General features: G+C 73.4%; 24 protein-coding genes. 15 read left to right on the forward strand and 9 right to left on the reverse strand.

Translation table 11 applies throughout. The features are described 5' to 3' along the window. Positions 1–814: 814 nt before the first annotated feature. The 4 genes from QSK10_RS30170 (at position 815) to pheA (ending at position 5,100) form a co-directional block, all read left to right on the forward strand. A complete protein-coding gene (locus QSK10_RS30170; RefSeq protein WP_285666775.1) occupies positions 815–1,939 on the forward strand; it encodes a sensor histidine kinase in 1,125 nt (374 codons plus the stop codon). Between the two features lie 54 nt (positions 1,940–1,993). Beyond that, positions 1,994–2,383, forward strand: coding sequence for an ATP-binding protein (locus QSK10_RS30175; protein WP_285666776.1), 390 nt, complete (start codon positions 1,994–1,996; stop codon positions 2,381–2,383). An 897-nt stretch (positions 2,384–3,280) separates the two neighbouring features. Continuing rightward, positions 3,281–4,189, forward strand: coding sequence for a hypothetical protein (locus QSK10_RS30180; protein WP_285666777.1), 909 nt, complete (start codon positions 3,281–3,283; stop codon positions 4,187–4,189). After that, positions 4,189–5,100, forward strand: coding sequence for a prephenate dehydratase (pheA, locus tag QSK10_RS30185; protein WP_285666778.1), 912 nt, complete (start codon positions 4,189–4,191; stop codon positions 5,098–5,100). The genes QSK10_RS30180 and pheA overlap by 1 nt, the downstream gene beginning before the upstream one ends. Here the strand turns inward: pheA and QSK10_RS30190 are convergent. Continuing rightward, a complete protein-coding gene (locus QSK10_RS30190) occupies positions 4,986–5,690 on the reverse strand; it encodes a flavin reductase family protein (protein ID WP_285666779.1) in 705 nt (234 codons plus the stop codon). The genes pheA and QSK10_RS30190 overlap by 115 nt on opposite strands. An 82-nt stretch (positions 5,691–5,772) precedes the next feature. After that, on the reverse strand, positions 5,773–6,219 hold the full coding sequence (locus QSK10_RS30195; protein ID WP_285666780.1) for a MarR family transcriptional regulator: 447 nt from the start codon (positions 6,217–6,219) through the stop codon (positions 5,773–5,775). A gap of 85 nt (positions 6,220–6,304) precedes the next feature. Here QSK10_RS30195 and QSK10_RS30200 point away from each other — a divergent pair, with 85 nt between their 5' ends. Together QSK10_RS30200 and QSK10_RS30205 are read left to right on the forward strand one after the other, a co-directional pair. Then, positions 6,305–7,114, forward strand: coding sequence for an alpha/beta fold hydrolase (locus QSK10_RS30200; RefSeq protein WP_285666781.1), 810 nt, complete (start codon positions 6,305–6,307; stop codon positions 7,112–7,114). A 103-nt stretch (positions 7,115–7,217) separates the two neighbouring features. Next, complete coding sequence (locus QSK10_RS30205; protein WP_285666782.1) at positions 7,218–7,625, forward strand: hypothetical protein; 408 nt, start codon at positions 7,218–7,220, stop codon at positions 7,623–7,625. A 172-nt stretch (positions 7,626–7,797) separates the two neighbouring features. Here the strand turns inward: QSK10_RS30205 and QSK10_RS30210 are convergent, their stop codons facing one another. Beyond that, positions 7,798–8,526 (reverse strand): glycerophosphodiester phosphodiesterase, encoded by a 729-nt coding sequence (locus tag QSK10_RS30210; protein ID WP_285666783.1) that lies wholly within the window; start codon positions 8,524–8,526, stop codon positions 7,798–7,800. Between the two features lie 69 nt (positions 8,527–8,595). Between QSK10_RS30210 and larB the strand changes: the two genes are divergently transcribed. From larB to QSK10_RS30235, 5 genes are read left to right on the forward strand one after another with little or no spacing between them, the layout of a single operon-like run. Then, positions 8,596–9,381 carry a nickel pincer cofactor biosynthesis protein LarB gene (larB, locus tag QSK10_RS30215; protein ID WP_285666784.1) on the forward strand — a complete coding sequence of 262 codons (786 nt, stop codon included), beginning with the start codon at positions 8,596–8,598 and terminating at the stop codon, positions 9,379–9,381. Then, positions 9,378–10,574, forward strand: a complete 1,197-nt coding sequence (gene larC / locus QSK10_RS30220) for a nickel pincer cofactor biosynthesis protein LarC (RefSeq protein ID WP_285666785.1) — start codon at positions 9,378–9,380, stop codon at positions 10,572–10,574. The genes larB and larC overlap by 4 nt, the downstream gene beginning before the upstream one ends. Next, positions 10,571–11,158, forward strand: coding sequence for a TMEM165/GDT1 family protein (locus QSK10_RS30225; protein WP_285666786.1), 588 nt, complete (start codon positions 10,571–10,573; stop codon positions 11,156–11,158). Before larC ends, QSK10_RS30225 begins: the two co-directional genes overlap by 4 nt. Before the next feature lie 13 nt (positions 11,159–11,171). After that, positions 11,172–12,272, forward strand: a complete 1,101-nt coding sequence (locus tag QSK10_RS30230; RefSeq protein WP_285666787.1) for a sensor histidine kinase — start codon at positions 11,172–11,174, stop codon at positions 12,270–12,272. After that, positions 12,269–12,925, forward strand: coding sequence for a response regulator (locus QSK10_RS30235; protein ID WP_285666788.1), 657 nt, complete (start codon positions 12,269–12,271; stop codon positions 12,923–12,925). Before QSK10_RS30230 ends, QSK10_RS30235 begins: the two co-directional genes overlap by 4 nt. Before the next feature lie 18 nt (positions 12,926–12,943). Here the strand turns inward: QSK10_RS30235 and QSK10_RS30240 are convergent, their stop codons facing one another. Next, entirely contained in the window at positions 12,944–13,822 is an 879-nt protein-coding gene (locus QSK10_RS30240) for a DUF5926 family protein (RefSeq protein WP_285666789.1), read from the reverse strand. 83 nt (positions 13,823–13,905) lie between these two features. Here QSK10_RS30240 and QSK10_RS30245 point away from each other — a divergent pair, with 83 nt between their 5' ends. Next, positions 13,906–14,553 (forward strand): hypothetical protein, encoded by a 648-nt coding sequence (locus QSK10_RS30245; protein ID WP_285666790.1) that lies wholly within the window; start codon positions 13,906–13,908, stop codon positions 14,551–14,553. A 1,017-nt stretch (positions 14,554–15,570) separates the two neighbouring features. Here the strand turns inward: QSK10_RS30245 and QSK10_RS30250 are convergent. Then, a complete protein-coding gene (locus QSK10_RS30250; protein ID WP_285666791.1) occupies positions 15,571–16,479 on the reverse strand; it encodes an NAD-dependent epimerase/dehydratase family protein in 909 nt (302 codons plus the stop codon). 128 nt (positions 16,480–16,607) lie between these two features. Between QSK10_RS30250 and QSK10_RS30255 the strand changes: the two genes are divergently transcribed. Then, positions 16,608–17,573 (forward strand): GlxA family transcriptional regulator, encoded by a 966-nt coding sequence (locus QSK10_RS30255; RefSeq protein ID WP_285666792.1) that lies wholly within the window; start codon positions 16,608–16,610, stop codon positions 17,571–17,573. A gap of 1,579 nt (positions 17,574–19,152) precedes the next feature. On the opposite strand, the gene QSK10_RS30260 is transcribed toward QSK10_RS30255, so the two are convergent. After that, entirely contained in the window at positions 19,153–19,587 is a 435-nt protein-coding gene (locus QSK10_RS30260) for a hypothetical protein (RefSeq protein WP_285666794.1), read from the reverse strand. 222 nt (positions 19,588–19,809) lie between these two features. Here QSK10_RS30260 and QSK10_RS30265 point away from each other — a divergent pair, with 222 nt between their 5' ends. After that, the gene (locus tag QSK10_RS30265; RefSeq protein WP_285666795.1) at positions 19,810–21,018 is read left to right on the forward strand and encodes an arginine deiminase; all 1,209 of its coding nucleotides are present in this window, start codon (positions 19,810–19,812) and stop codon (positions 21,016–21,018) included. Here QSK10_RS30265 and QSK10_RS30270 read toward each other — a convergent pair. Continuing rightward, positions 20,999–21,826, reverse strand: a complete 828-nt coding sequence (locus QSK10_RS30270) for an alpha/beta hydrolase family protein (RefSeq protein ID WP_285666796.1) — start codon at positions 21,824–21,826, stop codon at positions 20,999–21,001. The genes QSK10_RS30265 and QSK10_RS30270 overlap by 20 nt on opposite strands. A 23-nt stretch (positions 21,827–21,849) precedes the next feature. On the opposite strand from QSK10_RS30270, the gene QSK10_RS30275 reads away from it, so the two are divergent. Continuing rightward, the gene (locus QSK10_RS30275) at positions 21,850–22,488 is read left to right on the forward strand and encodes an RraA family protein (protein WP_285666797.1); all 639 of its coding nucleotides are present in this window, start codon (positions 21,850–21,852) and stop codon (positions 22,486–22,488) included. 1,431 nt (positions 22,489–23,919) lie between these two features. On the opposite strand, the gene QSK10_RS30280 is transcribed toward QSK10_RS30275, so the two are convergent. Further along, on the reverse strand, positions 23,920–25,086 hold the full coding sequence (locus QSK10_RS30280) for an LCP family protein (protein ID WP_285666798.1): 1,167 nt from the start codon (positions 25,084–25,086) through the stop codon (positions 23,920–23,922). A 20-nt stretch (positions 25,087–25,106) separates the two neighbouring features. Continuing rightward, a complete protein-coding gene (locus QSK10_RS30285) occupies positions 25,107–26,066 on the reverse strand; it encodes an NAD-dependent epimerase/dehydratase family protein (RefSeq protein WP_285666799.1) in 960 nt (319 codons plus the stop codon). Between the last annotated feature and the right edge of the window lie 134 nt (positions 26,067–26,200).

Raw genomic sequence — 26,200 nt, forward strand, 5'->3', positions numbered from 1 at the left:
GGTGAGACGTGGTTGCCGGGATCCGGCCCTGGCTCCGGTCCAGCGCATGCGGGATGGGCCAGGGTGAGCAGATCCTCGGCGGCGGCCTGCGCGTGTGGCGTGGTTGCTGGGATCCGGCCCTGGCCCCTGTCCAGCGCATGAGCGATGGGCCGCGGTGACCGGATCCCCGGCCGTGGCCCGCGCGTGGGGTGTGGCGCGGTTGCCGGGATCCGAACCCGGCCCCGGCTCCCGGGTGTGGGAGGCATGGGAACCAGAACCCCGGCCCCGGTTGGCACGAGCGGTGAGGTGCGGTGACCCGAGGCGGGACGACCCGAGCCCCGGCCGGGCTCCGGCTGGGCTCTGGCCGGGGTCCTGGTCGAGTTCGTGTGCGTCGGGTGGCGCGGCGGGTGCGGCGGTGAGCGCGATGCGATCGGGGCCGTGATGCTCCTCCCGGGGCGTGGTCGGTGGATACGCGAACCGGAACCGGAATCGGAGTCCGCTTCCGGCTGGTCGCCCTCACCTCCGAGCGGAACCGGATTCCGGTTCCGGTAGATCGGTCCGCCCGCTGAGCGGAACGGGAATCCGCTTCCGCTTCCGTACGGCCGACCCGGTCCGGCGGCGCCCACGCCCCGGCGACCCTGCGGGCTCGGCGGGGTCGGTGGGCTCGGGGGGCGGCGGGCTTGGGGCTCGGCGGCGATGATCCCGCCGACCTCGCGCGGGGCGTCGGTGAGCCCGAGGCCTCGTGGCCTCGAAGACGGCGAGGGGTGGCAGGCCGGGATGCCCGGGCCGGAGGCACTCCGTGCACCCCCGCCCGTCACCCCGCTAGCGTGGACGCATGAGCGCCCGGCACACCACGTTCCTCACCGGAGTCGCCGACGTGCTCGCCGCCGCCGACGCGGGCGGCCCGCATTCGCACGGCGTCAGCGCGCTCACGCGGCTGGTCGACGTCCTCGGTGAGGTGCTCGGGGTCGGGCGGGTCACGTACTCCGACGTGGTGGGCCGCTCGGCGCGGACGATCGCCGCGACCAGGGGTGGGCGGCATCTGCTCGGGCGGCACCTCGACCTGTCCGACGCCGACCTCGAAGCGCTGGGGCGGGGCCCGTGGGCGGGTGAGGACCCGGTCGCGGGCGCGAGCCGGTACCTGCCGGTGCGGCTGCGTGACCGGCCGGTGGGGCGGCTGGAGCTCGCCGAGGGCGAGCACGACCCGGACGTGCTGCGCCTCGCCGCCGTCGTCGCCGCGCACCTCGTCGGCGACCACGAGGCGGCGCCGCAGCCCACGCCGCCCGCCGAGGAGCTCTTCATCGCCGCCGCCGGGCACGAGCTGCGGACGCCCGCCACCGTCATCAAGGGCTACGCCGACACCCTCCGGTACCGCTGGGACCGGCTCGACGACGACGCGCGGCGGGAGGCCGTCGAGGTCATCGCCGCGCGGGCCGACGCGCTGGCCGCGCTGGCCGACCGGATCCTCGACGGCGACCTCGGCACCGGCGGTGAGCTGCGCGACTTCGACCTGGCCGAGGCCGTCCGGGGCGCCGTCGCCACCCTCCCCGCCGACCTGGCGGTACGCCTGCACGTCACGCTGAGCCCGGGTAGCGTCGCGTTTGGGGACCCCGGCAGTCTCCCGCTCGTGCTCGGCGAGCTCGCCACGAACGCGGGCCGCTATTCACCGAAAGGCACGCCCATAGAAATCCTCGCCACCTCTGCGGGCCCGACGGCGTGTCTCCAGGTGAGCGACCGGGGCGATGGACTGACCCCGGAACAGGCCCGGCTGGCCTTTCGCCGGTTCTGGCGCGCCGACCGCGGTGACGGCGGACGGTACGGCGGTGTCGGCCTGGGGTTGTACCTTGTACGGCAGATCGTAGAAAGGCAGCACGGATGGGTCACCCTCGCGCCCCGGCGGGGCGGGGGGACGGTCGTCGAAGTGCGGTGGCCCCGCGCGGCACACGCGGAGCCACGATAAGGAGCGACGCGATTGCACACGAGCAGAGGTGAACCGACCCGCGGGGTTATGCGGGTGGCACACCATGCCCGCAGCGCTGCCCTGGTGCGGCGCTGGCTGACCGAGCAGCTCCAGGGCCTGTCGAGTGAGCTGGTCGCCGACGCGGCGATGATCGGGACGGAGCTGGTGGCCAACGCCGTCCGGCACGCGACACCCCTCCCCGGGGGCGTGGTTTCGGTCGGTTGCGAGGTCACCGACACCCACATCGAGATCAGCGTGACCGACGGCGGCTCGGACTCCACGCCGCGCCCCAGACGCGCCTCGATGGACGACGTGGACGGGCGCGGGCTGACGATAGTCAACGCGCTCGCGCAGTGCTGGGGCGTGCGGATGGGCAACGACGGGCAGTCGGTGTGGGCCTGGCTCGGGCCGGTTCGGGCGACTTTGCCCACCCCGGTGACGTGAGATCGGTCACGCGGGAGACGGTGGCGCGGATGAAGCGTGCCCGGCGCGCCGGTTCGCGGGGGATGTCGCGGTGATCGCCCGGACCTCCGGCTCGGATGAGGACGGCGGCCGACGCGGTTCGGCGGCTCCCGGGAGACCGGACCACGGACCCCGCCCGGGCCGATGACGGTCATGGCCGCGATGAGGACGGCGGCGGCCGACGCGAAGGGACCCCCGTTCGGGCGGCCCTGATCGGGTGAACGTCGCGGGTGACGGACGGGCGCCCGGCGAGCGGGATCCGTGGGCACGGCACCGCCTTCCGGCGACGCCGCACGGCTCCGGGGCGGGCTCGGGGCCGTCGAGTCGTGGCACCGCCGCCGGCACGGGTGGGGATCGCCACGGACGCACGCCGCCCGGGACCGGCGATGTCGCCACGGCCACCGACACGGGTGCCGCCGCTGAGGGGGACCGGGTGGGTACGGCACGCGGATGCACGGTTACGCGGCCCGGGCGTCACCGCAACCGCCGCCCCACCGCAACCGCCGCCCCACCGCCGGCGCGAGGTGGGTACCGGCCAAGCCGCCGCACACGAACGCTCGGCCACCCGGCATGGGCGCCGCCGCAGCGCGCGGCACGTAGACCTACGCCGCGCGGGCCCGGCGATGTCGCCGCAGCCGCCAAGGGTGCGGTCGTGGTGCTCGGCGCATGGCCCCACGCCGCCGGGCTCGGGCGGTGCCGCAGCGTGCGGCACACAAGCCGGCGCCGCCAAGCCCGGCGATGTCCCCATGACCGTCCCCACGGCCGCCCCTCCGCCCCCGCAAGCGCGGCCCCCAAGCCCCCCCACGCTCCCCCGCCCGGGGGACCCCTCCACCTCCCGCGCGGGACGTCTCGGCCACGCAAGATCGACAGACTCGCCCCATGACCGCACTCCTCCTCGCGCTCGCCTACGGCGCCGTCCGCGTCTACTGGGCGATCACCGGCGCCCCCACCTTCTCCCCGATGCCCGATGACCTGGTCTTCTTCCGCGGCTGGGGCGCCGCCGGGCTGTGTGGGGCCGCCGCGCTCGCCGCCGCCGCGCTCCTGCTGACCCGCCGTTCGCGGGTCGCCGTCGCCGCCGCGGCGGCCGTCACCGCCGGGCTGTTCGCGGCGGGCGCGATGTTCCTGCTGGACATCGTCGGCGTCCTGATCGGCCACCTCTTCGCGGGCGAGAACGCGGTGGTCTCGATGTCCTCGCGCGCGGCCTGTGTGGCACTGGCGATCGCGCTGGGCCTGGCGACGCTGCGCTACCTCCGCCGGATGCGCGGCGCCTGCGTGCGCTGCGGGCGCGTCCACGACGTGCGGCACACCGAGACGCCGTGGTGGGCGGTCACCGGTGCGTGGATCGCGGTGCTGGGCTGCGCGGTGCGCATCGTGGCGCAACTGAGCGTCGGCTTCGACGACAAGGGCTTCTTCCCCACCGTCTCGCTGTTCGTCTTCGAGGGCGGTTTCCTGCTCGCCGGGACGCTGCTGCCGCTCGCGCTGGCCTACCGCTTCGGGCGTGTGTGGCCGCGCTGGGTGCTGGGGCTGGCGGGACGGCGGGTGCCGCGCTGGCTGGTGCTCGGCCCGGGCGCGGTGTTCTCGGCGGGGCTGGTCGTGTACTTCGGCATCGGGCTGTCGCAGGTCATCATCGCGGAGTTCACCGGCAAGGGTGAGGGGGCGTTCATGTGGGTGGCGATCCCGGCGTACTGGTTCTGGGGGCTGGGCATGGGGGCCGCGGCGTTCTCGTACTTCCGCCTGACCCGGCCCGCGTGCCGGGCGTGCGGCAGGGGAGCGGCTAGCCTCGCGTAATGGCCACCGTCGCATACCTCGGACCCGCCGGAACGTTCAGCGAGGCCGCCGTCCGCCGCCTGGGAGACGTCGACGCGCTGCCCGCGCGCTCGATCCCCGAGGCGCTCGACCTCGTCCGCGACGGCGCGGTGGACTCCGCGCTGGTGCCGCTGGAGAACTCGCTGGAGGGCTCGGTCCCCGTCACCCTCGACAACCTCCTGTCGGGACCGCCGCTGCGCATCGTCGGCGAGGTCGTGCTGCCGGTGTCGTTCGCGCTGACCGCGCGCGTCCCGCTCGACGAGGTCCGCACCGTCGCCAGCCACCCGCACGCGCTGGCGCAGTGCCGGGCGTTCCTGCGCGCGAAGCTCCCGCACGCGACGACCGTGGAGGTGCTGTCCACGGCCGCCGCCGCGCGCGCGGTCGCCGAGGGGACCGTGGACGCCGGGATCTGCGCGCCGATCGCGGCCACCACCCTGGGCCTGCCGCTGGCCGCCGAGGACATCGGCGACCGCCCGGACACCGCCACGCGCTTCGTCCAGGTCGTCACCGGCGCCCCCGGACCGGCCCCGACCGGCAATGACGTCACGTCCCTCGCGGTGTACATCGCCCACGACCGGGTCGGCGCGCTGCTGTCGGTGCTCACCGAGCTGGCCGTGCGCGGCGTCAACCTGACCCGCATCGAGTCGCGGCCCACCGGCGAGCGCCTGGGCCGTTACGTGTTCCTGCTGGACTGCGCCGGGCACGTCGCCGAGCCGCGCGTGGGGGAGGCGCTGCTGGGGTTGCGGCGGGTGTGCGCCGAGATCCGCTTCCTGGGGTCCTACCCGCGCGACGTGGACGACGCGCCCGTCCCGGCCCCGGCGGGGATGTCGGACGCCGACCTGCTGGCCTCGGAGGCGTGGCTGAGCGGCCTGCGGGGGATGTTCCAGGCCTGAGCCAGGCGCGAGGACTGGAGGTTGCGGCCCTCGCCGTAGAACTCGCAGAACTTCATGATCAGCGGGTCCCACGCGTCGGCGTCGATGTAGTGGGTGCCGGGGACGACGAGGTCCTCCTCGACGTGCGCGCGCAGGACCTCGATCTCGAAGGAGATCAGGCGGTCATTGCGTTTCATGACGTGGTGGTCGACGACGCGCGCCTCCAGCTGGATCGGGCACTCCAGCACGCGCGGGGGGCTCACCAGCTCCGAGGGCTGCTCGGTGAGCCCGGTGTGGGCGAACTTGTCCTTGACGTGGACGTAGCCCATCTCGGCCCGCATGGGGGCGATCGGGTCGGCGCCGGTGGTGAGCGCGATCCGGTCGACGGTGGCGACCATGCCGGCCGGGACCAGGTTCACCACGACCTCGCCCTCGCGGAGCAGGTTGGTGCTGGTGTGCGCGCTCGCGCCGAGGCCGAGCATGCCGAACTCGCCGAGCCACCACGCCGAGGACATCGCGGCGAGATTGGCGCTGCCGTCGGCGTTGCGGGTGGACAGGAGCACGACGGGCGTGCCGTAGTAGTGGACCTTGTGACCTGGGACGACGTGCATGTGGGCGGCCCTTCCGCTCGGGGATACCGGGCAAGCCTCGCCGCCGGGGAGTCGTGGTGCTGGCGGGTATCGGACGTGGCGATCAACTGCTGATGCGCGCCAGCACCCCCGGGTCCAGATGCCCGGCGAGGACCTCCAGCGCGGCCTTGACCTCCCCCACCGCCCCCGGGTCGGCCAGCACCGTCGCGAGCACGGTCTCAATGTCGGTGGCACGGACCTCCGCCACGCGCGGGGACACCTCGCGCGCGGGCCGTACGAGGGTGCGGCGGCGGTCGGCGGGGTCGGTGGTGGTGTCCACGGCGCCGGCTTCGCGGAGGCGGGCGACGCAGGCGGAGACCTTGCTCTGCGGGAAGCCGGTGCGGGTGGCGATGTCCTTGACGGGTGTACCGGGGTGGGCGCGGATGTCGGCGGCGACGATGATCACCGACTGTTCACTGGTGCCGTGGGAGCCGATGCCGTCGGTGGGGATGGCGGCCTCGCCGAGCTTCATGAGGGTCCGGCCGAGGAGGGCGAGCTCGATGCCGTTCATGAGATCCACGATACATCAGACTAGATACATCAGAAATGATGGATTAGGCTGGACGACGTCAGCCACCCCCGAAAGAGGTCCCGCCATGCTGCTCCCCACCGACGGCGCCACCATCCACTACGAGCTCCGCGGCACCGGCCCGCTGCTGTTCATCTCGCAGAGCGGCGAGGGCGACGCCGGGCGCACCGTCGACCTGGTCGACGCGCTCGAAGGCGACTTCACGTGCCTCACCTACGACCGCCGCGGGCTCTCGCGCAGCACCCTCGACCGGCCGGTGGTGACCATGGCCGACCATGTGGACGACGCCCACCGGCTGCTCGCGCACGTCGCCGGCGGGCCCGCGCTGATGCTCGGGTGCAGCTTCGGGGCCGTCATCGGCCTGCACCTGGCCGCCGGGCACCCGGGGCAGGTCGAGACGCTCGTCGCCCACGAGCCCGTCGCGCCGTGGCTGCTGGCCGAGGCGGACGCCCGGGCGCACCGCGAGGAGCTCGCGCACCTCCAGGCCGTCTACGCCGAGGGCGGGCTCGCCGCGGCGTTTCCGGCGATCGCGGCCTCGCTCGGCATCGACCCGCGCGACCAGGAGACCGAGCCGGGCGTGACCCCGCAGCCGATGGACGAGCGCCGCCGCGCCAACTTCGGGTACTTCATCGCCACCGAGTTCACCGCCCTGCGCGAGGACCCGGGCTGCCTGGACGGGCTCGCCACGACGACGACGCGCATCGTCCCCGCCGCCGGGCGCACGACGATCCCGACGGTGTACGACCACGTGGCCGCGCACCGGCTGGCGGCGCTGGTGGGGCGTCCCCTCGCGTACTTCCCCGGCGGCCACAACGGGAACACCACGCACCCGCGCGGGTGGGCCGAGGAGCTGTGGAACGTGCTCTACGAGGGCTGACACGGCGTGTCAGGACCGGTGACGGCGCGAGGGCAGGACGGTGTCAGGCGGCCGGTCGATAGTTCTCACATCACCGGGAACGACCGAACGAGGAGCCACCGAAATGTCGATCACCATCTCCGCCCAGGACGCCACCACCATCCGCACCGCCGCCTACGGCGCCGTGACCCTGCTGTCCTTCGCGGCCGGTTCGGCCTCGCCGCACCGCGTCGCCACGAACGGGTCGCTCTCGCTGTACTCGGCGACCGGCGCCACCGGCCACGTCCTGGCGAAGAAGACCCGCGACCTCAAGTTCGACCACCGCAACAGCGCGGCCCTGGCCGACCAGGTCCTGCCCGCGCTCACCGCGTCGGTGGCCCTGCTGAAGGCGCAGGACCCGGCCGAGGCGGAGAACTTCCGGGCCACCGTGCTCACCGCGGTCGAGGCCGCGACCCGGGGCTCGAAGAAGGGCGTGACGCCGCCGCTGGCGGCGATGACCGGCAAGATCACCGCGGCCCTGAGCGCCGAGTAAGGCACGTCGAAGACATCAGCCCCCGCGCCGAGATGGCGCGGGGGCTAATCACGTCATGAAAAAGCCGCCCCGCTTGGCAGCTTCCGGGCGGCTCCGCCCCGCCGTCTCCGGCGGCGCGATGCCCGACAACCTAGCAGCCCGGCGCCATCCGGCGATACCCGCCGCGCCGCGCTCAGGCGGGCAGCAGCGCCTGGCGGATCACGTCGGGCCGGTCGCTGATGATCGCGTCGACGCCGTGCTTGGCCAGGATCAGCGCCTCGCCGGGGTCGTTGACCGTCCACACGTACACCTGACGCCCGGCGCGGTGCGCGCGGTCGATCATCTCCAGGCGCTTGAGGACCATGCGGACGTCGGCGCCGATGGTGCGCGCGAAGCTCGGCGCGGGCCCCAGCGGGTACTGGAACAGCCACACCAGCGGCGTCGCGGGCGACATCACGCGCGCCCGGTGCAGGGCGGCGCGGGAGAACGACATGACCTCGGCGTCCACGTGCGGGTAGCGCTTGAGCGTGGCGAACAGCCGACGCTCGACGCGCGCGCCGTAGCGGGTGGGGTGCTTGGTCTCCACCAGCAGCTTCACGGGCCGGTCGCCGATGAGCTCCAGCAGCTCCGGGAGGGTCACGATGCGCGAGTACTCCGGGCCGTCCGGGACGTCGCGGTTCACCGCGAAGTCCATCGCCCGCAGCTCGCGCAGGCTCAGGTCCGACACCGCGCCCTGGCCGTCGCTGGTGCGGTTGACGAGGCGGTCGTGGTGCAGGACGAGATGCCCGTCCCTGGTGAGCCGGACGTCGCACTCCAGCGCGTCCACGCCCAGCTCCAGGGCCTCGGCGTAGGCGGCCAGCGAGTGCTCCGGCAGCACTGCGTTCGAACCGCGGTGGGCGACGATCATGGGCTGCCTGCGCATCTCCGAAGGCTAACCCACAAGGGCATGACAGCATGGCGAGGTACGAGATCAACTCACCGGAGGGACCCCATGGACGCCGAGGCCACCCGCGAGCTCCTGGAGGGGGTCGCGACCGGCCGGACGCCCGTCCAGGCCGCCCTGGAGGAGCTCCAGACGAAGGTGATGGGCGACGGGCACGGCTTCGCCGATCTCGGCTACGCGCGCGTCGACACCCACCGGGCCCTGCGCACCGGCGACCCGGAGGTCATCTACGCGGCCGGTAAGACGCCCGAGCAGGTCACGGCCATCGCCGCGCGCCTGCACGAGGCGCACCCGGAGCACCCGGTGCTGGTCTCGCGGGCCGAGGACGCCCACCGCGCCGCGCTGCGCGAGGCCTTCGGCGGGCTGTGCGTGGACGACCCGATCGCGCGCATGGTCTCCGTCGGCCCGCCGCCCAGGCCGCAGGGCGGGCGCGTGACGGTCGTGTGCGCCGGGACCTCCGACCTGCCCGTGGCCACCGAGGCCGCCTTCACCGCGCGCGTGTGCGGCGCGGACGTGAACCAGGTGACCGACGTCGGCGTCGCCGGGATCCACCGGCTGCTGGCCGCCCGCGACACCCTCGCCGCCGCCGACTGCCTGGTCGTGGTCGCCGGCATGGACGGCGCGCTGCCCAGCGCGGTCGGGGGCCTCGTGGGCGTCCCGATCATCGCCGTGCCGACCTCGGTGGGGTACGGCGCGGCCTTCGGCGGCCTGGCGGCACTCTTGACGATGCTCAACTCGTGCGCGCCGGGAGTCACCGTGGTCAACATCGACAACGGTTTCGGCGCCGGACTCGCCGCCGCGCGCATCGTGCGGGGACGGAAGGAGAACCGATGATCGGCTGGCTCGACTGCGGCGCCGGGGCCTCCGGGGACATGTTCCTGGGCGCGCTCGTGGACGCCGGGGTGCCGGTGGAGATCCTCCAGCAGGCCGTGGACGCCCTCGGCGTCGAGCGCGTCGAGCTGCACCCGGATCCCGTGACGCGCCACGGATTGTCGGCCACGCACGTCCGCGTCGAATGCCCGCCGACCACAGTGGACCGCCGATTCAGTGCGATCCGCGACCTGATCGCCGCCGCCGACCTGCCCGAGCGCGCCAGGGCCGACGCGATCGAGGCGTTCACGCGCCTGGGCCGCGCCGAGGCGATCGCCCACCGCGTCGAGCTGGAGAAGGTGCACTTCCACGAGGTCGGCGCCCTGGACTCCCTCGCCGACGTGGTCGCCGCCTGCGCGGGGATCGAGTGGCTGCGCGTCCACCGTGGACTGACCGGCGTCACCGCGTCCCAGGTCACCGTGGGCGGCGGCGTCACCCGTGGCGCGCACGGCGGGATCCCGCTGCCCGCACCGGCGACGCTGGCCGTGCTCAGCGCCGCCGACGCGCCGGTCAGCGGCGAGGTCCCCTACGAGGCGTGCACGCCCACCGGCGCGGCCCTCATCGCCACCTTCGCCACCGGTTACGGGACGCTGCCGCCGATGCGCGTCAAGGCCATCGGCGTCGGCGCGGGCGGGCGCGACCCGAAGGAGCGCGCCAACCTGCTGCGCCTGGTCCTCGGCGAACCCGTGGGCGCCCAGGCCACCGGGACCGCCACGGTCCTGGAGACCAATGTGGACGACCTCGACCCGCGCCTGTGGCCGCCGGTCCAGGCCGCGCTGTTCGCCGCCGGTGCCTCCGACGCCTGGCTCACCCCGATCCTGATGAAGAAGGGCCGTCCCGCACACACCCTCCACGTGCTGTGCCGCGACGACGTCGCCCCGGCCGTCCGCGAGGCGATCTTCGCCCACACCACCGCCATCGGCCTGCGCGTCCTGACCGTCGGCAAGCACGCCCTGGACCGGGAGATGTCCACCGTGGACGTCGAGGGCAGGCCCGTGCGCATCAAGCTCGCCCGCGTCGGCGAGACCGTGGTCAACGTGTCCGTGGAGTACGAGGACGTCGCCGCGCTGGCGCTGGAGCTGGGCCGTCCCGCCAAGCAGGTCCTGGCCGCCGCCACCGCCAAGGCCTACCGCCGCTATCCCGAGGTGGCGCCGTGAACTGGGTGCCGCTGCTGGCCACCTTCGGGCTCATCTTCGTCGCCGAGCTGCCGGACAAGACGATGATGGCCACGCTGGTGCTGTCCAGCCGGTACCGGCCCCTGCCGGTCCTGGTGGGCGTCGCGGCGGCCTTCTTCGTCCAGACCGTCATCGCGGTGGCCGCCGGTGGACTGCTGGCGCTGCTGCCGCAGCGGATCGTGCTCGGTGTGGTGGCGGTGCTGTTCGCGGTGGGCGCGGTGCTGATGATCCGCGAGAGCATGTCCACAGAGGACGACGAGGAGGACGGGAACGCCAAGGCCGTCACCGGTTTCGGCCGGATCGCGCTGACCAGCTTCCTCGTCCTGTTCGTCGCCGAATGGGGCGACGCCTCGCAGCTGGCCACCGCCGCGCTCTCGGCCCGCTACCAGGCCCCGGTCGCGGTGTTCGCCGGCGCTTTCGGTGCCCTGCTGGCCATCGCGACGATCGCGGTACTGCTGGGCCGGGTCATCGTCCGGTACGTTCCCTTGCAGTGGATCCAGCGCGGCGCGGCGGGCGTCTTCGCCGTGTTCGCCATCATCGCCGGATGGCAGGCCGTCACCGGCTGAGGGGACGGTGGCCGTGAAGCCGGTGCGGGGTGGCGTCCCGGCGTTCCTGGGACGCCACGAACGGCTCTACGACACCGCCTCGGCGGTGCTGCTGACCGCGTTCAACATCCTCATGCAGCGCGATTCGGGGCTGCCGCTGCCACCGTGGGGCTGGGCGTTCATGATCGCCTGCCACGTCCCGCTGCTGTGGCGGCGGAAGTTCCCCACCAGGGCGTTCTGGCTGACCTGGGCGGGCACAATGCTCGCCGGCGGGCTGCACTGGAACGGCGCCTACATGATGGTGCTGCCCATCGAGGCCCTCTACGCCGTGGCGCGCAACCGTCCACTGTGGCGCGCGGTGGTGGGGGCGGTGGCCTTCGCCGTCCCGATCGTGGTGGGCGGGATCGCCTGGGGCCTGGCGTGGTCCACGGTCACCGCGATCCTGATCGCCACGGCCGCGGTGATCCTGCTGGCGCTGGTCCTGCGGTCCCGGGAGGCCTACGCGGCCGAGGTCCGGCGCGGCATCGCCCTCGCTGAGCGCGAGCGCATCGCCCGCGACATGCACGACATCGTCGCCCACAACCTCGCGGTGATGGTCGCCCTCTCCGACGGCGCGCACCTGGCCGCGAAGTCCTCGCCGGAGCGGGCGGCCGACGCGATGCGGCAGTCGGCGGCCACCGGCCGCGAGGCCCTCGCCGAGATGCGGCGGCTGCTGGCCGTCCTGCGCGCCGAGGGCACCCCCGAGGACGAGCCGATGCCGGGCCTGCCCGACCTGCCCGCGCTGGTCGACCGCGTCCGCGCCTCGGGCCTGACGGTGACCACCGACCTGGACCCGCTCGACTGCCCGCCGGGGCCGGGGCTGGCGCTGTACCGGATCGCGCAGGAGGCGCTCACCAACGTCATCAAGCACGCCGGTTCCGGTGCGTTCGTCCACTTGCGCCTGGCCGGGGACGGTGAGCGCGCCACCCTGGAGGTCACCGACGACGGGCTGGGCGCCCAGCGTCCCGGCAGCGGGCACGGCCTCACCGGGATGGCCGAGCGGGCCGCCACGTACGGTGGCGTGGTCGAGGCCGGGCCGCGTCCCGGGCGGGGCTGGCGGGTCCTGGCGACGCTGGAAACTGGAGGCACGGGGTGATCCGGATTCTGCTGGTCGACGACCAGTCCCTGCTCCGGGTGGGGTTCAAGCTGGTCCTGGAGACCCAGCCCGACTTCGCGGTGATCGGCGAGGCAGGGGACGGCGAGGCGGCCGTGAAGCTCACCGCCGAGCTGAATCCCGACGTGGTCCTCATGGACGTCCGGATGCCCTTGCTGAACGGGATCGAGGCCACCCGGCGCATCGCCGACGAGGGCCTGCCGGCCAAGGTCCTGGTGCTGACCACGTTCCACGTCGACCGCTACGTCTACGACGCGCTGCGCGCGGGCGCGTCCGGTTTCCTGCTCAAAGACGTCCCGCCCGCCGGGCTGATCGACGCCATCCGCGCGGTCGCCGCGGGCGACTCGGTGCTGTCCCCGAGCGTGACCAGGGACCTGATCGCGGCCTTCACCGCGCAGGGTCCACCGCCCACTGTGGACGATCCGTGGCCGCCGGACGTGACCGAGCGCGAGCGGGAGGTGATCGCCCGGCTGGCCGCCGGACGGTCCAATGTGGAGATCGCCGCCGACCTGCACATCACCGAGACCACGGTGAAGAGCCACCTGCGGCGGGTGCTGGCCAAGCTGGGGCTGCGCGACCGCGTCCAGGTCGTGGTGTGGGCCTTTGAGAACGGGGTGGCGCGGCCCGGCCGGTGACCGGGCCGCGCACCGCTTCTAGCGCAGGGTCAGCTGACGCCCGATGAGGCCGTCGCGGGCGCGCCGCTGCGCGGCGTCCAGCGGCTCCTCGACGGCCAGCGCGGCCGCGTAGCGCTTGGCGAACTCGGCGACCGGTCCCTCGCAGTCGGCGGCCTTGACGTCGATCGGCAGGTCCCACACGGGAACCAGGACGCCGTGCGCGCGGAACATGCCCGCGAACTTGGTGTCGATGCCGATGCGCAGCCCGCCGTCGGCCGACAGCCGGGCCAGCGCCGCGAGCGCGGTCGGCTCGGAGTCCGGCAGCACGATCCGCAGGTGGCAGCGGTCGGTGACGTCGCACCAGTACGCGCCGGGCATCGACTCGACCCGCACGGTCGGGTAGATGGACGCGTTGGCGCGCTCCAGGCTGGCCTTGACCTGCGGGTCGCCGGCGGCCTCCTCGTCGATCCAGAACTCGAAGGTGTCGTGCAGCGTGACGTCGAGCGGCTCGGCGACCAGGAGGTCCTGGAGGCGCGGGCCCTCGCCCGGCAGCGCGGGAACGCCGACGGTCTGGCCGGGCTCGGTCTCCAGCGCGGCGAGCAGCGAGGCGGCGATGTCGCGGCTGACGTCGCCGGACTGGAACTGCCGCTGCAACGCCACGATGACCCGCCCGTCCGGCTTCGTCATCGCCGGCCAGGCCAGCGGCAGCACCGTGGCGAGGGTGACCTCGCGGTCCGGGTACTGCGACGCGAAGGGCTCGGCCAGCTTCAGCGGCGCCGTGGCGGCCGGGACGAGTTCGCGCAGCGCGATCCAGTCGACCTCGTCGGGGAGGCCCTCGAAGGGCCGGGCGACGTAGACGTCCTTGACCCGCTGCTTCGGCTCGCGGGTGACGTTCTTCTTCTTGTTTCGCTTGCTCACGGCACCAATCTAGGGGAGCCCGGCGTCAGCGGGCCCGGCGGCCGTATCAGTGGCGTGTCAGCGGCCCCGGCGAACGTGTCGGCATGGACCTGAGCACGAGCCGTTTCCCGGTTCTCCTCGACACCCGCAAGGAGCCCACGATGACCGCCGCCACGACCTCCCGCCGCCCCCGCGCCCTCACCGTCGCCGCGTTCGCGCAGTTCGCGATCGCGCTGGCCTTCCTGTCGATTCCGTTGCTGGGACTGGTCTTCGGCGGCGACGTCCAGGCCGCCGCGCGGGCCGAGGTCGCCCGGCAGGGGCAGGACCCGGCGGTCCTCGCCGAGCACGGCCTGGCCTTCGGCGAGACCGGCAAGGCCCTGATCGTCCCGGTCGCGGTGGCCGCGCTGCTCACGCTCACCGGTTCGCTGACCCTGGCCGCGAAACGGGCGGGACGGGTGCTGGCCTGGATCGTGCTGCCACTGGTCGCGCTGGGGAACATCGCGATCATGGCGAGCAACGCGGCGGTCGTGGAGACCCTGGGGAAGGTCTTCGCCGACTCCGGCGACGCCCGCCTCGCCGCGCTGGACGCCCGGGGGCTCGTGGACGCGGCCTTCGCGGCCTACCCGGCCTGGCTGCCCGCGCTGGAGGTGGCCCGGGCGGTGGTGATCTTCGGGGGCGTGTTGGTCGGACTGGTGGCGATCAGCGCGCGGGGCGCGCGGGTGGCTTTCGGGAGGGGGCGGAAGGGCGCGTGAGGGGGTAGGGATCGCTGGACGCGATGGCGGAACCGGAATCCGGTTCCGCCATCGTCGGGTGGTGGGTGGGTGGGTGGTTGGTGGGGTGGTTGGTTGTGGGATGGCGCGTGGTGCGGAAGCGGATTCCGCTTCCACTTCCGGTTCCATGTGGGGGCGTGGGCGTGGGCGTGGGCGTGGGCGTGGCGCGGTCGGGGTGCTGCGCGGTGCGGTGGTACGGAAGCGGATTCCGGTTCCGCCTCCGGTTCCATCTGGGGTCGCGGCGCAGTTGGGCGGTGCCGCGCGATGCGGTGGCATGGAAGCGGATTCCAGTTCCGCCTCGGTTCCATGTGCGGGCCCAGCCTGGCGTGGCCCAGCCCGGCTCGGCGCGGCGCGGCGCGGCACAGCGTGACCCAGCCCAGCCCAGCTCAGCCCGCCCAGCCCGGCCTGGCGTGGCGTGGCCTGGCGTGGCCTGGCGTGGCGTGGTGCAGCGTGGTCCAGCCCGGCCCGGCCCGGCGCAGCGTGGCCTTGCCCAGCCCAGCCCGGCGCAGCGTGACCCAGCTCAGCCCGCCCGGCGTGGCGTGGCGTGGCCTTGCCTGGTGTGGCCTGGTCGGGTGGTGCAGCGCGGTGTGGTCGTGCGGAACGGGATTCCGGTTCCGTTTCACCCGGTGCCCGGGTGTGCTCGCCGTGCGGCGGCACGAGCGGCGTCGTAGGCCGATCCCGGCCGCCGCCGCGTGCGACGTCCCACGGTTCCGCCGCGACATCCCACGACATCCCACGACGTCCCGCCAGGCCGCCACCTCGCCCCCGCGAGCGCTCGCGGTTCCACGACCCCGGGCGGAGCTCGTGATCGAGCTGCGGCCAGGCCAGTGGTTCAGCCCGCGAGCGCCCTCGGTCCAACAACCCTGGGCGGAGCTCACGATCGCGCTGTAGCTGTAGCTGTAGCTGTAGCTGTAGCTGTAGCTGTAGCCAGAGCCGGGCCGGGCCGGGCAGGGGCGGGCCGGGCCGGGCCGGTGACTCAACCCGCGAGCGCCCGCGGTCCTACAACCCCGAGCGCAGCACCTCGTCCACATCCTCCGCCCGCAGCCCGAAGCGCTTCTCGATCGCCGTGGCGTCCACGTGCAGCGGCTTGTGGCTCATGTAGGCCATCTCGGGCAGTTCGCCGAAGAACGGCACGCTGACCGCGAGCAGCTCCATCTCCCGCTCGGTCAGCGCCTCCAGCCGGGGTTCCGGGGATCCGGTGAGGGCCGCCAGACGGGTGGCCAGCTCGCGCGGGGTGGCGGAGATGGCGGGGGCGTGCCAGGCGCGTCCCCAGTCGGCGTCGTCGGTGCTTCCGGCGACGGCGATCAGGGCGTGGGCGGCGTCGACGGTCGAGGTGTAGGAGTGCGGCACGTCCGGTTCGCCGTCGATGAGGGCGAGGCGCCCGGCGAGGACCTTCGGCTGCGCCAGGAGGCTGAAGCTGCTCACCGCGCCGGGGCCGAGGAACTGCCCGGAGCGGACCTCGGCGACGCGCACGCGGCCCGCCCGGTGGGCGTCGAGGGCGGCGCGCCACACGTCGGCGCGGACGCGGCCCTTGACGCTGACCGGGTTGAGGGGCGTGTCCTCGGTGAGCGGCGCCTCGCTGGGCCCGTAGGCGTACAGGTTGCCGAGCATCACGTAGGGCACGCCGGTGTGTTCGGCGGCCAGCAGGATCGAGGCGTACAGCGGCGGCAGCAGCTCCGGCCAGCGCGTGTAGTCGGGCATCGCCGCGTTGTACAGGGCGGCGGCGCCCTCGGTGAGTTCGGCGAGGGCCTCGGTGTCGAGCGCGTCGAGGCGGACGAGGTCGATCAGCGGATGCGCCGGTCCGGTGCCCTTGCGGGTGACGAGCCGGACGCGGTCCCCGCGCTCGGCGAGCAGTCGCGCGGTGGCGGCGCCGGTGCCTCCGGCGCCGACGATGACGTGTGTGGACATGACTTGGTCCAATCGGTGAAGTCCTGATGGGCGGGCCCGCGCGCGGCCCGTGGCCCCAAGATTGCGTCACACGTTCGACGTAGGCTAGTGGCCCGGAAGCCATAGATCCCAAGAATCGAGCCACTGTGATGCCATCCGACAGCGCCGGTGCGGGCGGGCACGTCGTCGCCGTGCTGGCCCTGCCGCCGGTGAAGAGCTTCGAGATCGCGATGCCCGCCGCCGTCTTCGCCAACACCCTCGTGGACGGCGTCTCGCCCTACGACGTGCGCTACTGCACGCCGGACCCGGGGATGCTCCCCGCCGAGGTCGGGCCGTCGGTGTGGGTCGGCGAGGGCCTGGAGCTGCTGGAGTCGGCGGACACCGTCATCGTGCCGAGCACCGTCCGCGACCGCGCCGACGCCCGCGCGCTGGACGCCCTGCGGCGCGCGGCGGAGTCCGGCAAGCGCGTGGCCTCGATCTGCTCGGGCGCGTTCGTGCTCGGCCACGCCGGGCTCCTCGACGGCCGTCCCGCCACGACCCACTGGGCACTCGCGGAGGAGTTCGCCGCGCTGTTCCCCGGCGTCGAGCTGCGCCCCGACGTCCTCTACGTCGACGACGGCGCGATTCTCACCTCCGCCGGCGCGGCCGCCGGGATCGACCTGTGCCTCCACCTCGTCCGCCTGGACCACGGCTCCTCCGTCGCGGCCGCCGCCGCCCGCGCCACCGTCGTGACACCGTTTCGGGCGGGCGGGCAGGCCCAGTTCATCGAGGCGCCCGTCCCCGTCGAACGCGGACGCACGCTCGCCGAGACCCGCGAATGGGCCTTGCGCCGCCTGGACCTCCCGCTCGACCTGCGCGCGCTGGCCTCGCACGCGCGCATGAGCGTTCGTACTCTCACCCGGCGCTTCCGTGCGGAGACGGGAGTCTCGCCCCAGCAGTGGCTGTTGCGGCAGCGCCTGGAACGCGCGCGCGAGATCCTGGAGTCGACGACCCTGCCGATGCCGCAGGTCGCCCGCCGTTCGGGGCTGGGTAGCGCCGAATCGCTGCGGCAGCACATGTTGCGGCAGGTGGGAGTCACCCCGAGCGCGTACCGGGCGGCCTTCCGCCCGGCTTGAGGGGTGGACGGGCCAGGGCGAGCGCGCCAGAGGGGACGGCCGGGCGTCCGCGAGGGCACGACCCTCCTGCTGACCACGCAGTGCGAGCGGGCCAGAGCGCCCGGCCGGGCGAGCGGCCATGCTGGAGATCCCGGGCCGGAACCGCCGGAACTGCCGGGCCCGCCCAGCCCACCCGGCTCACCCGGCCACCGGGAGCGTCGGCACCGCCGGGCCCAGCGGGGATCCCGGGAACACCGGGCCGGGCCGGACCGAGACGCACGAACCGGCGTCGCCGAACTCGCCGAGCGCCCTCACCGGGACTGGCGTAAGCCCGGGAGGCGTCGCCTTGATGCTCCCGGGCGGGATGTCGGCGTGCCCGCGTGGCGGCGAAGGCGGCTTGGGGATGCGCCGGTCGCCCCCGGGTGGAGCGGTGTGGGACGAACGAGCCGGGCCTGACGTGGGCTCGGACATGCCGGGCCGGGCACGGGGTTCGGGCGCGCCCCGAGCGGTTCGTCTTGATCCGGCTCGCCAGCGCGCGCGAGCCACCCGGGCGCACGGCCACCTGACCGCTGGGCGGACGGCGGTGGCGCTGGACGCCGAATCCGCCCGGAGACGGTCGGCTCGCACGGACTCGCCGGAAAGCCCATGCCCGCCGATCCCCGGTGCCACGGCGAACGCCTCAAGCGGCACGGCCACCGGCTCACATGCGCGAGCCGTGGGGCCGCGTCACCCGGCAGGGCCGCCGGGTCCGTGTGCTTCCGGCGAGCCCGCGTCACCCGTGCATGGCCGCCGGGCCGGTGTGCCCCTGGGGAGCCTGCGTCACCCGTGCATGGCTGCCGGGCCCACGCATCGGCCGTGAGTCCCGCTGAGCTGCATGCTTCGGGTGGCGAGCCTGCAGCACGGGGCATCACTGCCGGGCCCGTGCGTTCGCCGTGGGTTTCGTCGTGCCGCACGCGGCGGGTGGCGAGCCCGCGTCACCCGTGCATGGCCGCCGGGCCTGTGCATCGGCCGTGAGTCTCGCTGAGCCACATGCGCCTTGTGGCGCGCCCGCATCACGCGGGATGGCTGCCGGGCCCGTGCGTTCGCCGTGGGTTTCGTCGTGCCGCATGCGGCGGGTGGGTGAGCCTGCGTCACGCGGCACGGTCGCCGGGTCCATGCGTTCGCGGTGGGTTTGGTCGTGCCGCATGCGTTCCGCAGCGAGCCTGCGTCACGCGGCACGGCCGCCGAGTTCGTGCGCGCCCACCCTGCCCGTGCATGGCCGCCGGGCCCGTGCATCGGCCGTGTGTCCCGCTGAGCCGCATGCGTCTTGCGGCGCGTCTGCGTCACGCGGCATGGCCGCCGGGTCCATGCGTTCGCGGTGGGTTTGGTCGTGCCGCATGCGTTCCGCAGCGAGCCTGCGTCATGCGATACGGCCGCCGAGCTCGTGCGCGCCCACCCTGGTCCGCATACCGCGATCCCCGCCGGCCGGTGCTCGCCCGCCGGCCCGGCCCGATCCCGCTTTGAGCCCCACCAAGCCCCACTAGGCCCCGCCAGGCCCAACCAAGCCCTACTCGGCCCCGCCGGGTCCTGCAGGGTCCTGCCGGGTCCCGCGGTTCTCGGTTCAGCAGCGGTTGAAGAACGTCAGGGATCCGCACAGGTGCTCCCCCGACCGTAGTGGCGTCGACACCGCGTCCAGTGTGTACACGGTCTGGCGGACCGCGATGCGCAGCAGGCCGCGGGCCAGTGCTCCCGAGCTGAGGGCCTGGAGTGGGGGGATCCGTTCCAGTTCCCAGTCGGCGAGGGTGCCTTGGGCGACGGTGAAGTCGACCAGGCGGAGGAGGCCGTCGATGAGGCCGCGCCCGGAGCCGTCCACGCCTTCGGCGAGCCCGAGCAGTTCGCGGGCCGTTGGCGAGGTGGCGGCGATGAGTCCGCGCGCGTTCAGTAGGAGGCATGGGTCACCGGCACCGCGGACGGCGGTGGTCCAGCGTTCGAGGATCGCGCCGTCGGCCTCGGCGGACGCCTCGTCGCCGGACAGGGTGAGCTCCACGAAGGGCATGGCCGCGCTCCTTTCGCCCGGCGGGCGTGCCGCACGGGGGGAAGTGCTGTGGGTGGGGTGCTGTGGTCGAGATGCGGTGGTCGAGGGTGCCGGGGTCCAGTGTCCCATTCGCGGACACCTTCTCACATCTAACGAACAGGCGTTCGAAAGGTTACGCGGCGAAATCACCCGCCTCGACCGGGTGCGGTAGAAACTGGGGTACCGACTTCGAGAGGGGACCCGATGGGCCACTACGTCGACAGTGAGGTGGGCGCGCTGCGGACGGTGCTCCTGCACCGCCCGGGACCCGAGCTCAAGCGGCTCACCCCGCGCAACAACGACTCGCTCCTGTTCGACGCGATCCCGTGGGTGGGCCGGGCGCAGGAGGAGCACGACGCGTTCGCGCAGGCGTTGCGCGACCGGGGCGTCGAGGTCCTCTACCTGGGCGAGCTGCTGGCGAAGACGCTGGCGATCCCGGAGGCGCGGGGCAAGGCCGTGGCGGGCGTCCTGGCCGATGAGCGGCTGGGGCAGACGTTGCGGGGTGCCGTCGAGAGTCACCTGGCGGACCTGGACGGCGAGGCGCTCGCGGCGGTCCTGATGGCGGGCCTGTCGCACGATGAGCTGCGCTCGGGGCGGGGTTTGGCGTACACGATGATGAACCGGCACGACTTCGTCATCGATCCGCTGCCGAACCTGCTGTTCACGCGCGACTCGTCGGTGTGGATCGGCGGGCAGGTCGCCGTCACGAGCCTGGCGATGCCCGCGCGGCGGCGGGAGACGGCGCTGACGGGCCTCATCTACGCCCACCATCCGCGTTTCGTGGGCACCGAGCGGCTGTACCACCCGGGCCTCGAAAGCGTCGAGGGCGGCGACGTCCTGCTGCTCGCGCCCGGGGTCGTCGCGGTGGGTGTGGGGGAGCGGACGACTCCGGCGGGCGCCGAGCGGCTCGCCCGGCGCATCTTCGAGGGCGGGCTGGCGCACACGGTCCTGGCGGTCCCGATCGCGCAGGAGCGCGCCACGATGCACCTGGACACGGTGTGCACGATGGTCGACGTCGACGCGGTGGTCATGTACCCGAACATCGCCGACACTCTCGTCGCGTACACCCTCACCGCGGACGGTGTGGAGCCGCGCGTGACGGGTCCCGAGCCGTTCCTGACGGCGGCGGCGAAGGCGATGCAGATCGACGTCCTGCGCGTCATCGACACCGGCCTGGACCCCGTCACCGCCGAACGCGAGCAGTGGGACGACGGCAACAACACCCTCGCCATCGCGCCGCGTGTGTGCGTCGCCTACGAGCGCAATGTGGAGACGAACGAGCGGCTGATGGGCGCCGGCATCGAGGTGATCGCGATCAGCGGCTCCGAACTCGGCTCCGGCCGGGGCGGGCCGAGGTGCATGTCGTGCCCGATCAGCAGGGAGCCGTCGGCGGTCAGTGGAGCACCCGCCTGAAGAAGGACACCGCCTCGCCCGCGACCCGGGCGCGCACGGCCTCGCCGGCGGGCTTGCCGCCGAAGAAGTGCGAGTGCTTGACATCGTCCCCGGCGCTGGAGCCGGCCGCGCCGGGGATGGCCTCGGCGTAGCCGCGCACCTCGTCGGGCGGGGTGACGGTGTCGGCCCCGGCCCAGCGGACCTCGACGGGCGCGCCGATCGCCTTCAGGCTCGCCTCGGACATGAAGGGACGCTGCGCCGGGCACACCAGGAACCCGGCGGTGACGCGCGGGTCGGCGTAGTCGCCGGATGCCGCGTCCGCCCAGGCGAGGGCCTCGTCGATGGAGTACTTGGCGAGGAGCTCGCCGGTCAGGTTGGGGTATTCGGGCGTCTGGTGGTCGGCGGCGCCGGGATTGGCCGACACGAAGTGGATGAGGCCCTGGAACGCCCCGGCGTCCACGCGCGCGCCGAGCAGCGTCGCGGCGGTGTACCCGCCGATGGAGAACCCGGCCGCGCCGACGGGCCCGCTCGCGCCCAGGTGGTCCAGCGCGAAGGAGAAGTCACGCGCGCGGTCCCACCACCACACGAACGCCTCCGGGATGTACCCGTCGACGTAGTTGTTGCCGTGGTGGTCGATGGACGCCACGGTGAAGCCCGCCTCGGCGAGCGCCTCGGTCATCCAGCGCATCTCGATGGCCGCGCCGCCGGTCCCGTGCGAGACGACGACGGTCGGGCCGTCGCCGCGGAACAGGTGCACGCGCACGGGACGGTCGCCGCCGCCGTCGAGCGCGGGACGCGAGGGGTCGGCGAGTTCGAGGATTTCCGGCATGCGCGCAGAGTAGCCTGCGCGACATGAGCGCGCTTCATCCCGGCACGGCGGCCGTCTGCGACACCGACAAGTCCCTGCGGGTGATGGCGCCCGCGATCGCGCACCGCTCGTCGGTGGCGGCGATGCGGGGGACGGCGTTCACCGTCCGCTGCGACGGCGACTTCTTCGGGGCCCTGCACGCCCTGGAGTCCGCCGCCCCCGGTGATGTGTTGGTGGTGGACGGCGGCGGGCGCGAGGTCGCCTACGCGGGCGAGCTGTTCGCGCGGGCGGCGCTGGCGCGCGGGCTCGCCGGGATCGTCGTCGACGGCGGGTACCGCGACATCGCGTACGTGCGCGGGTCGGAGCTGCCGGTGTTCAGCCGGTGGGTGACGCCGATGGCCGGGACGACGGGCAAGGCCGGGCACCTGGGCGTGCCGGTGGTGTGCGGCGGCGTGGTGGTGTCGCCGGGGGACGTGGTGATCGCCGACGAGGACGGGCTGGTGGTGCTGGAGCCGTCCACGGTGGAGGAGGTGTTCGCGCGGGCGGCGGAGGTCGTGGCGCGGGAGGAGCGGGTCCTGGCGGCGATGGCCGCGGGGAAGGGGATCGGGGAGTGTTTGAACGTGGCGGAGCACGCGGCGAGGCTGGGGGCGGGGGAGGCTTCGGTGCTGCGGTTCGTGGTTTAGGGGTGGGGAGGGGGCGGGCGAGTACGGCCCGCACCCGGCTTGGGGCTGGCCCGCAATGGCCCGATGCCCGGGGCGGGCGGGCCTGGCCGTCGACGCGTCGCGGATGTGCCGCCCGTGAGTTCGACCAGCGGCCCGGGACCGGGAGACCCGTGGGACGTGCCGCCCGCCGGTGAGGCTGCTGTCGGTGGGGGTGGGTGACCGTGCCCGGCGCGACTCGTGCGGGGAGGGGTGGCGGTGGCGGTGGCGAAGAGCCTGGTCGGGTGACGTGGCCGCCCGACGGAGGATGGCGCGCTCGCCGGGAGGCCGCAGTTGGCCGGGCGGGTGACCATGCCCGACGTGGCTCGCTCGGAGAACCCGCCCGCTTGCGGGAGGGATGGGCGAGGGGTTCGGGCGGCGTGGCGCGGATGCCCGAGGCGCGGCGGGTCGCCGGAACGCGCTCGGCGAAGGCGAGGATCGGGGGTCACGGTCGCACCGGGGTATGAGCGACTGGCCGTGCGGAGCCGGAATCCGGTTCCGGCTCAAACGGAAGGGGATTCCGCTTCCGGTGCAGAGTCGCCACACCTGGTCAACGGAACCGGAATCCGGTTCCGTTCGTGCGATGTGTCCGTGGCGCCGCTTGTGGTGTGCGAGTTGCGCCAGGCCGCCCGGACGCGAGCATCGGGGTGACGAGCCGACCCGGAACCGGAATCCGCTTCCGCCGGCTGAGGCACGACTAGTGCCGCGTGCGGTGGTGAAAGTGGACGCGCCGGGCCACAGGGCGGGCATCGGCCGGCTGGGGCACGTGCGTTTCACCAGTTCGTTTGCCGGTGGCGCTGGCCCGGAACCGGATTCCGCTTCCGCTCGCGCGAACCCAGACTGGTGCCGGTGGCGAAAGGCCACACGTGCCGAGCGGCGAGGCGAGCATGGTCAGCATCGACTAGTCAGAGCACGTGCCCCGGGCGACGGCGCTGCCGCTGGTGCTGATCCGGAACCGGCTTCCGCCTCCGGAACTCGTCATGGGGAGAGGCGGAACCGGATTCCGCCTCCGGAACTCGCCGGGCCAGCCAGGGGCCCAGGGCTGAGGAGTCAGGGGCGCGACACAAGGCCCCACCCCTAACTGCCCGTAAACCCCCCGCAAAACCCCGTGCACCAGCAAGTTCATCCGGTACCGCAAATGCCCGATCCGGCTCTCCCCCGGCTTCTCCCCCGTCGTGGTCAGCGTCCACCGCAGCGACGTCCCGCCGTTCGTCGCCGCGAGCTCGAACCGGACCCGATCCTCGGGCCGGTCGGGCCACAGGGACCCCCACTCGACCAGCGAGTGCCGGGTCCCGCGCAGGACCGCCGGTGTGACCTCGTCCTCCAGCAGTTCCAGCCACGCGGGTGACATCAGGTCACCCCAGACGACTTCCGGCGGGGCGGGGAGGTCGCGCCGCCGGGAGCCCAGGACGGCGGTCACTTGTCCTTCTTGACCGCCTCGGGGTGGGCCGTCACCCACTCGGCCATCGAGTCGAGGCGCATCTTCGCGTACATCTCCGCTGCGGCGCCGTCGTCGGAGACGACGATGCTCTCGCCGGTGGGGCTTTCGCCGGTGCCCTGGTTGGGGCTGGTCAGGAAGACCAGGTCGGCGGAGCGGAGGTTGCGGAACTGGATCGCCACGTCGAGCAGGTTGAAGTTCTCGTCCACCCGGACGGCCTTGATGACGGTCTTCAGGAAGCCGTTCAGGGTCGAGGGGTCGGTCATGACGCCCATGCTGGTGGCCTTGTCCATGATGGCCTTGATCAGCTGCTGCTGGTGGCGCATGCGGGCGAAGTCGCCGTCGCTGAACTGGTAGCGCTGGCGGACGTAGTCGAGGGCCTCTTCGCCGTTCATCTTGTTGACGCCCTTTTCGAACGTCCGGTACGGCTTGTGGATCGAGTCGATGGTCTGCTCGACGTTCATCTCCACGCCGCCGAGGGCGTCGACGACCTCTTTCAGGCCGGAGAAGTCGATCTCCACCACGTGGTCGATGCGCACGTTGGTGTAGTTCTCCACGGTCTGGATGAGCAGGGGGACGCCGCCCCAGGCGAAGGACGCGTTGATCTTGGCGTCTTCGCCGCCGTTGCCGTTGGCGTCCTTGGGGACCGACACGTACAGGTCGCGGGGGATGGACACGATGTACGCCTTGTCGTGCGAGGCGGGGATGTGCATCAGCATGATCGTGTCGGTGCGGGCGTTGCCGCCGTCGGTGGGGTTGTCGGGGCTGCGGGAGTCGCTGCCGACCACGAGGATGTTCAGGTCGCCGTCGACCTCGTCGACGGGGCGGTCGCCGACCAGCTGCGCGAAGGCGTCCACGCGGTTGAGGTCGTCGTTGAGCCCGTTGGCGTAGGACCACAGCCCGATGCCGATCACCGTGGCGATGACCGACAGGGCGACGGCGCCCACGAGGGCGATGCGGCCCCAGCGGGGGCGCGCGGAGCCGCCGCGGCGCGGGGGTCGCTGCCCGCCGCGGCCGTAGGCGGTGCCTCGGGGCGGGGGGTTGTTCCCACCGCCACCGCTGCTGCGGTAGACGCCGGGAGCGCGGCCCGAGTTGGGGACGCGGGCCGAACCCCGCGGCCCTCGCAGGCGAGGATCGTCGGTCATGTGTCCAGGTTACGGTCCGGTCACAACCGTGCGAACGCATGACGGCCTGAAATGGCCGAAATGTCGGTTCGGAAATGGCCGATCGTCGCCTGTAGTCCCTGCTCCAGCGTGATCAAGGGCTCATATCCGAGCCTATCCCGGATCTTGGACAAATCGGGACGACGCTGGCTCGGGTCGTCGGCGGGCCGGTCGACGTGCACGATCGGCGAGTCGCTGCCGGTGAGCTCGACGATCAGCGCGGCCAGCTCCAGCATGCTCACCTCGAAGGTGGTCCCGCAGTTCACCGGGCCGGTCTCGCCCGACTCCAGCAGCAGGAGGATCCCGCGGACGAGGTCGTCGATGTAGCAGAGGGAGCGGGTCTGCGTCCCGTCGCCGGCCACGGTCAGCGGCTCGCCGCGCAGGGCCTGCGTGATGAACGTGGGCACCGCGCGGCCGTCGTCGGCGCGCATGTTGGGCCCGTAGGCGTTGAAGATGCGGACGACGCCGACGTCGACGCCCCGGTCGCGGTGGTAGGCGAAGGTGGCCGCCTCGGAGAAGCGCTTGGCCTCGTCGTAGACGGCGCGGACGCCGATGGGGTTGACGTTGCCCCAGTAGCTCTCGGGCTGGGGGTGGACCAGCGGGTCGCCGTAGACCTCGCTGGTGGACGCGAGGATGAACCGGGCGCCGTCGGCGGCGGCCCGGTCCAGCGCGTGGAAGGTGCCGATCGAGTCGACCTTGAGGATCTCGATGGGGATGCGCGTGAAGTCGACGGGGCTGGCGGGGCACGCGAAGTGCAGGACGTTGTCGAAGCGCCCGTCCACGGGGAGCCCCTCCGACACGTCCGCCTCGACGAAGGCGAACCGCTCGTGCTCGGGCAGGTTCTCCTTGCGGCCGGTGACGAGGTTGTCGATCGCCACGACCTCGTCGCCGCGCGCCAGCAGCGCGCGCACCAGGTGCGAGCCGATGAAACCGGCGCCGCCGGTGACCAGGGTGCGGGCCATGCCGCGCGCTCCTTCCGCAATATGGACGATGCCGGTGTACGACCACCGGCACCGCACGCATAAAGACGCGTACAGGGGGTGATCCGGTTGGCGGCCGGGCGGAAATGCGTCCTTCGTGTTTCGTTCAGGCGCGG

This window comes from Actinorhabdospora filicis (assembly GCF_030269765.1).
Classification (GTDB): Bacteria; Actinomycetota; Actinomycetes; order Mycobacteriales; family Micromonosporaceae; genus Actinorhabdospora; species Actinorhabdospora filicis.

Bases quoted from the DNA above. Each gene is read 5' to 3' on its own strand.
- QSK10_RS30250 (WP_285666791.1), bottom strand. From the start codon at position 16,479: ATGTCCACACACGTCATCGTCGGCGCCGGAGGCACCGGCGCCGCCACC.
- QSK10_RS30265 (WP_285666795.1), top strand. From the start codon at position 19,810: ATGGGCCACTACGTCGACAGTGAGGTGGGCGCGCTGCGGACGGTGCTC.
- QSK10_RS30195 (WP_285666780.1), bottom strand. From the start codon at position 6,219: ATGAACGGCATCGAGCTCGCCCTCCTCGGCCGGACCCTCATGAAGCTC.
- QSK10_RS30280 (WP_285666798.1), bottom strand. From the start codon at position 25,086: ATGACCGACGATCCTCGCCTGCGAGGGCCGCGGGGTTCGGCCCGCGTC.
- QSK10_RS30245 (WP_285666790.1), top strand. From the start codon at position 13,906: ATGGACCTGAGCACGAGCCGTTTCCCGGTTCTCCTCGACACCCGCAAG.
- QSK10_RS30260 (WP_285666794.1), bottom strand. From the start codon at position 19,587: ATGCCCTTCGTGGAGCTCACCCTGTCCGGCGACGAGGCGTCCGCCGAG.
- QSK10_RS30270 (WP_285666796.1), bottom strand. From the start codon at position 21,826: ATGCCGGAAATCCTCGAACTCGCCGACCCCTCGCGTCCCGCGCTCGAC.
- QSK10_RS30210 (WP_285666783.1), bottom strand. From the start codon at position 8,526: ATGCGCAGGCAGCCCATGATCGTCGCCCACCGCGGTTCGAACGCAGTG.
- QSK10_RS30205 (WP_285666782.1), top strand. From the start codon at position 7,218: ATGTCGATCACCATCTCCGCCCAGGACGCCACCACCATCCGCACCGCC.
- QSK10_RS30255 (WP_285666792.1), top strand. From the start codon at position 16,608: ATGCCATCCGACAGCGCCGGTGCGGGCGGGCACGTCGTCGCCGTGCTG.
- QSK10_RS30190 (WP_285666779.1), bottom strand. From the start codon at position 5,690: ATGCACGTCGTCCCAGGTCACAAGGTCCACTACTACGGCACGCCCGTC.
- QSK10_RS30285 (WP_285666799.1), bottom strand. From the start codon at position 26,066: ATGGCCCGCACCCTGGTCACCGGCGGCGCCGGTTTCATCGGCTCGCAC.
- QSK10_RS30275 (WP_285666797.1), top strand. From the start codon at position 21,850: ATGAGCGCGCTTCATCCCGGCACGGCGGCCGTCTGCGACACCGACAAG.
- QSK10_RS30180 (WP_285666777.1), top strand. From the start codon at position 3,281: ATGACCGCACTCCTCCTCGCGCTCGCCTACGGCGCCGTCCGCGTCTAC.
- larB (WP_285666784.1), top strand. From the start codon at position 8,596: ATGGACGCCGAGGCCACCCGCGAGCTCCTGGAGGGGGTCGCGACCGGC.
- QSK10_RS30170 (WP_285666775.1), top strand. From the start codon at position 815: ATGAGCGCCCGGCACACCACGTTCCTCACCGGAGTCGCCGACGTGCTC.
- pheA (WP_285666778.1), top strand. From the start codon at position 4,189: ATGGCCACCGTCGCATACCTCGGACCCGCCGGAACGTTCAGCGAGGCC.
- QSK10_RS30200 (WP_285666781.1), top strand. From the start codon at position 6,305: ATGCTGCTCCCCACCGACGGCGCCACCATCCACTACGAGCTCCGCGGC.
- larC (WP_285666785.1), top strand. From the start codon at position 9,378: ATGATCGGCTGGCTCGACTGCGGCGCCGGGGCCTCCGGGGACATGTTC.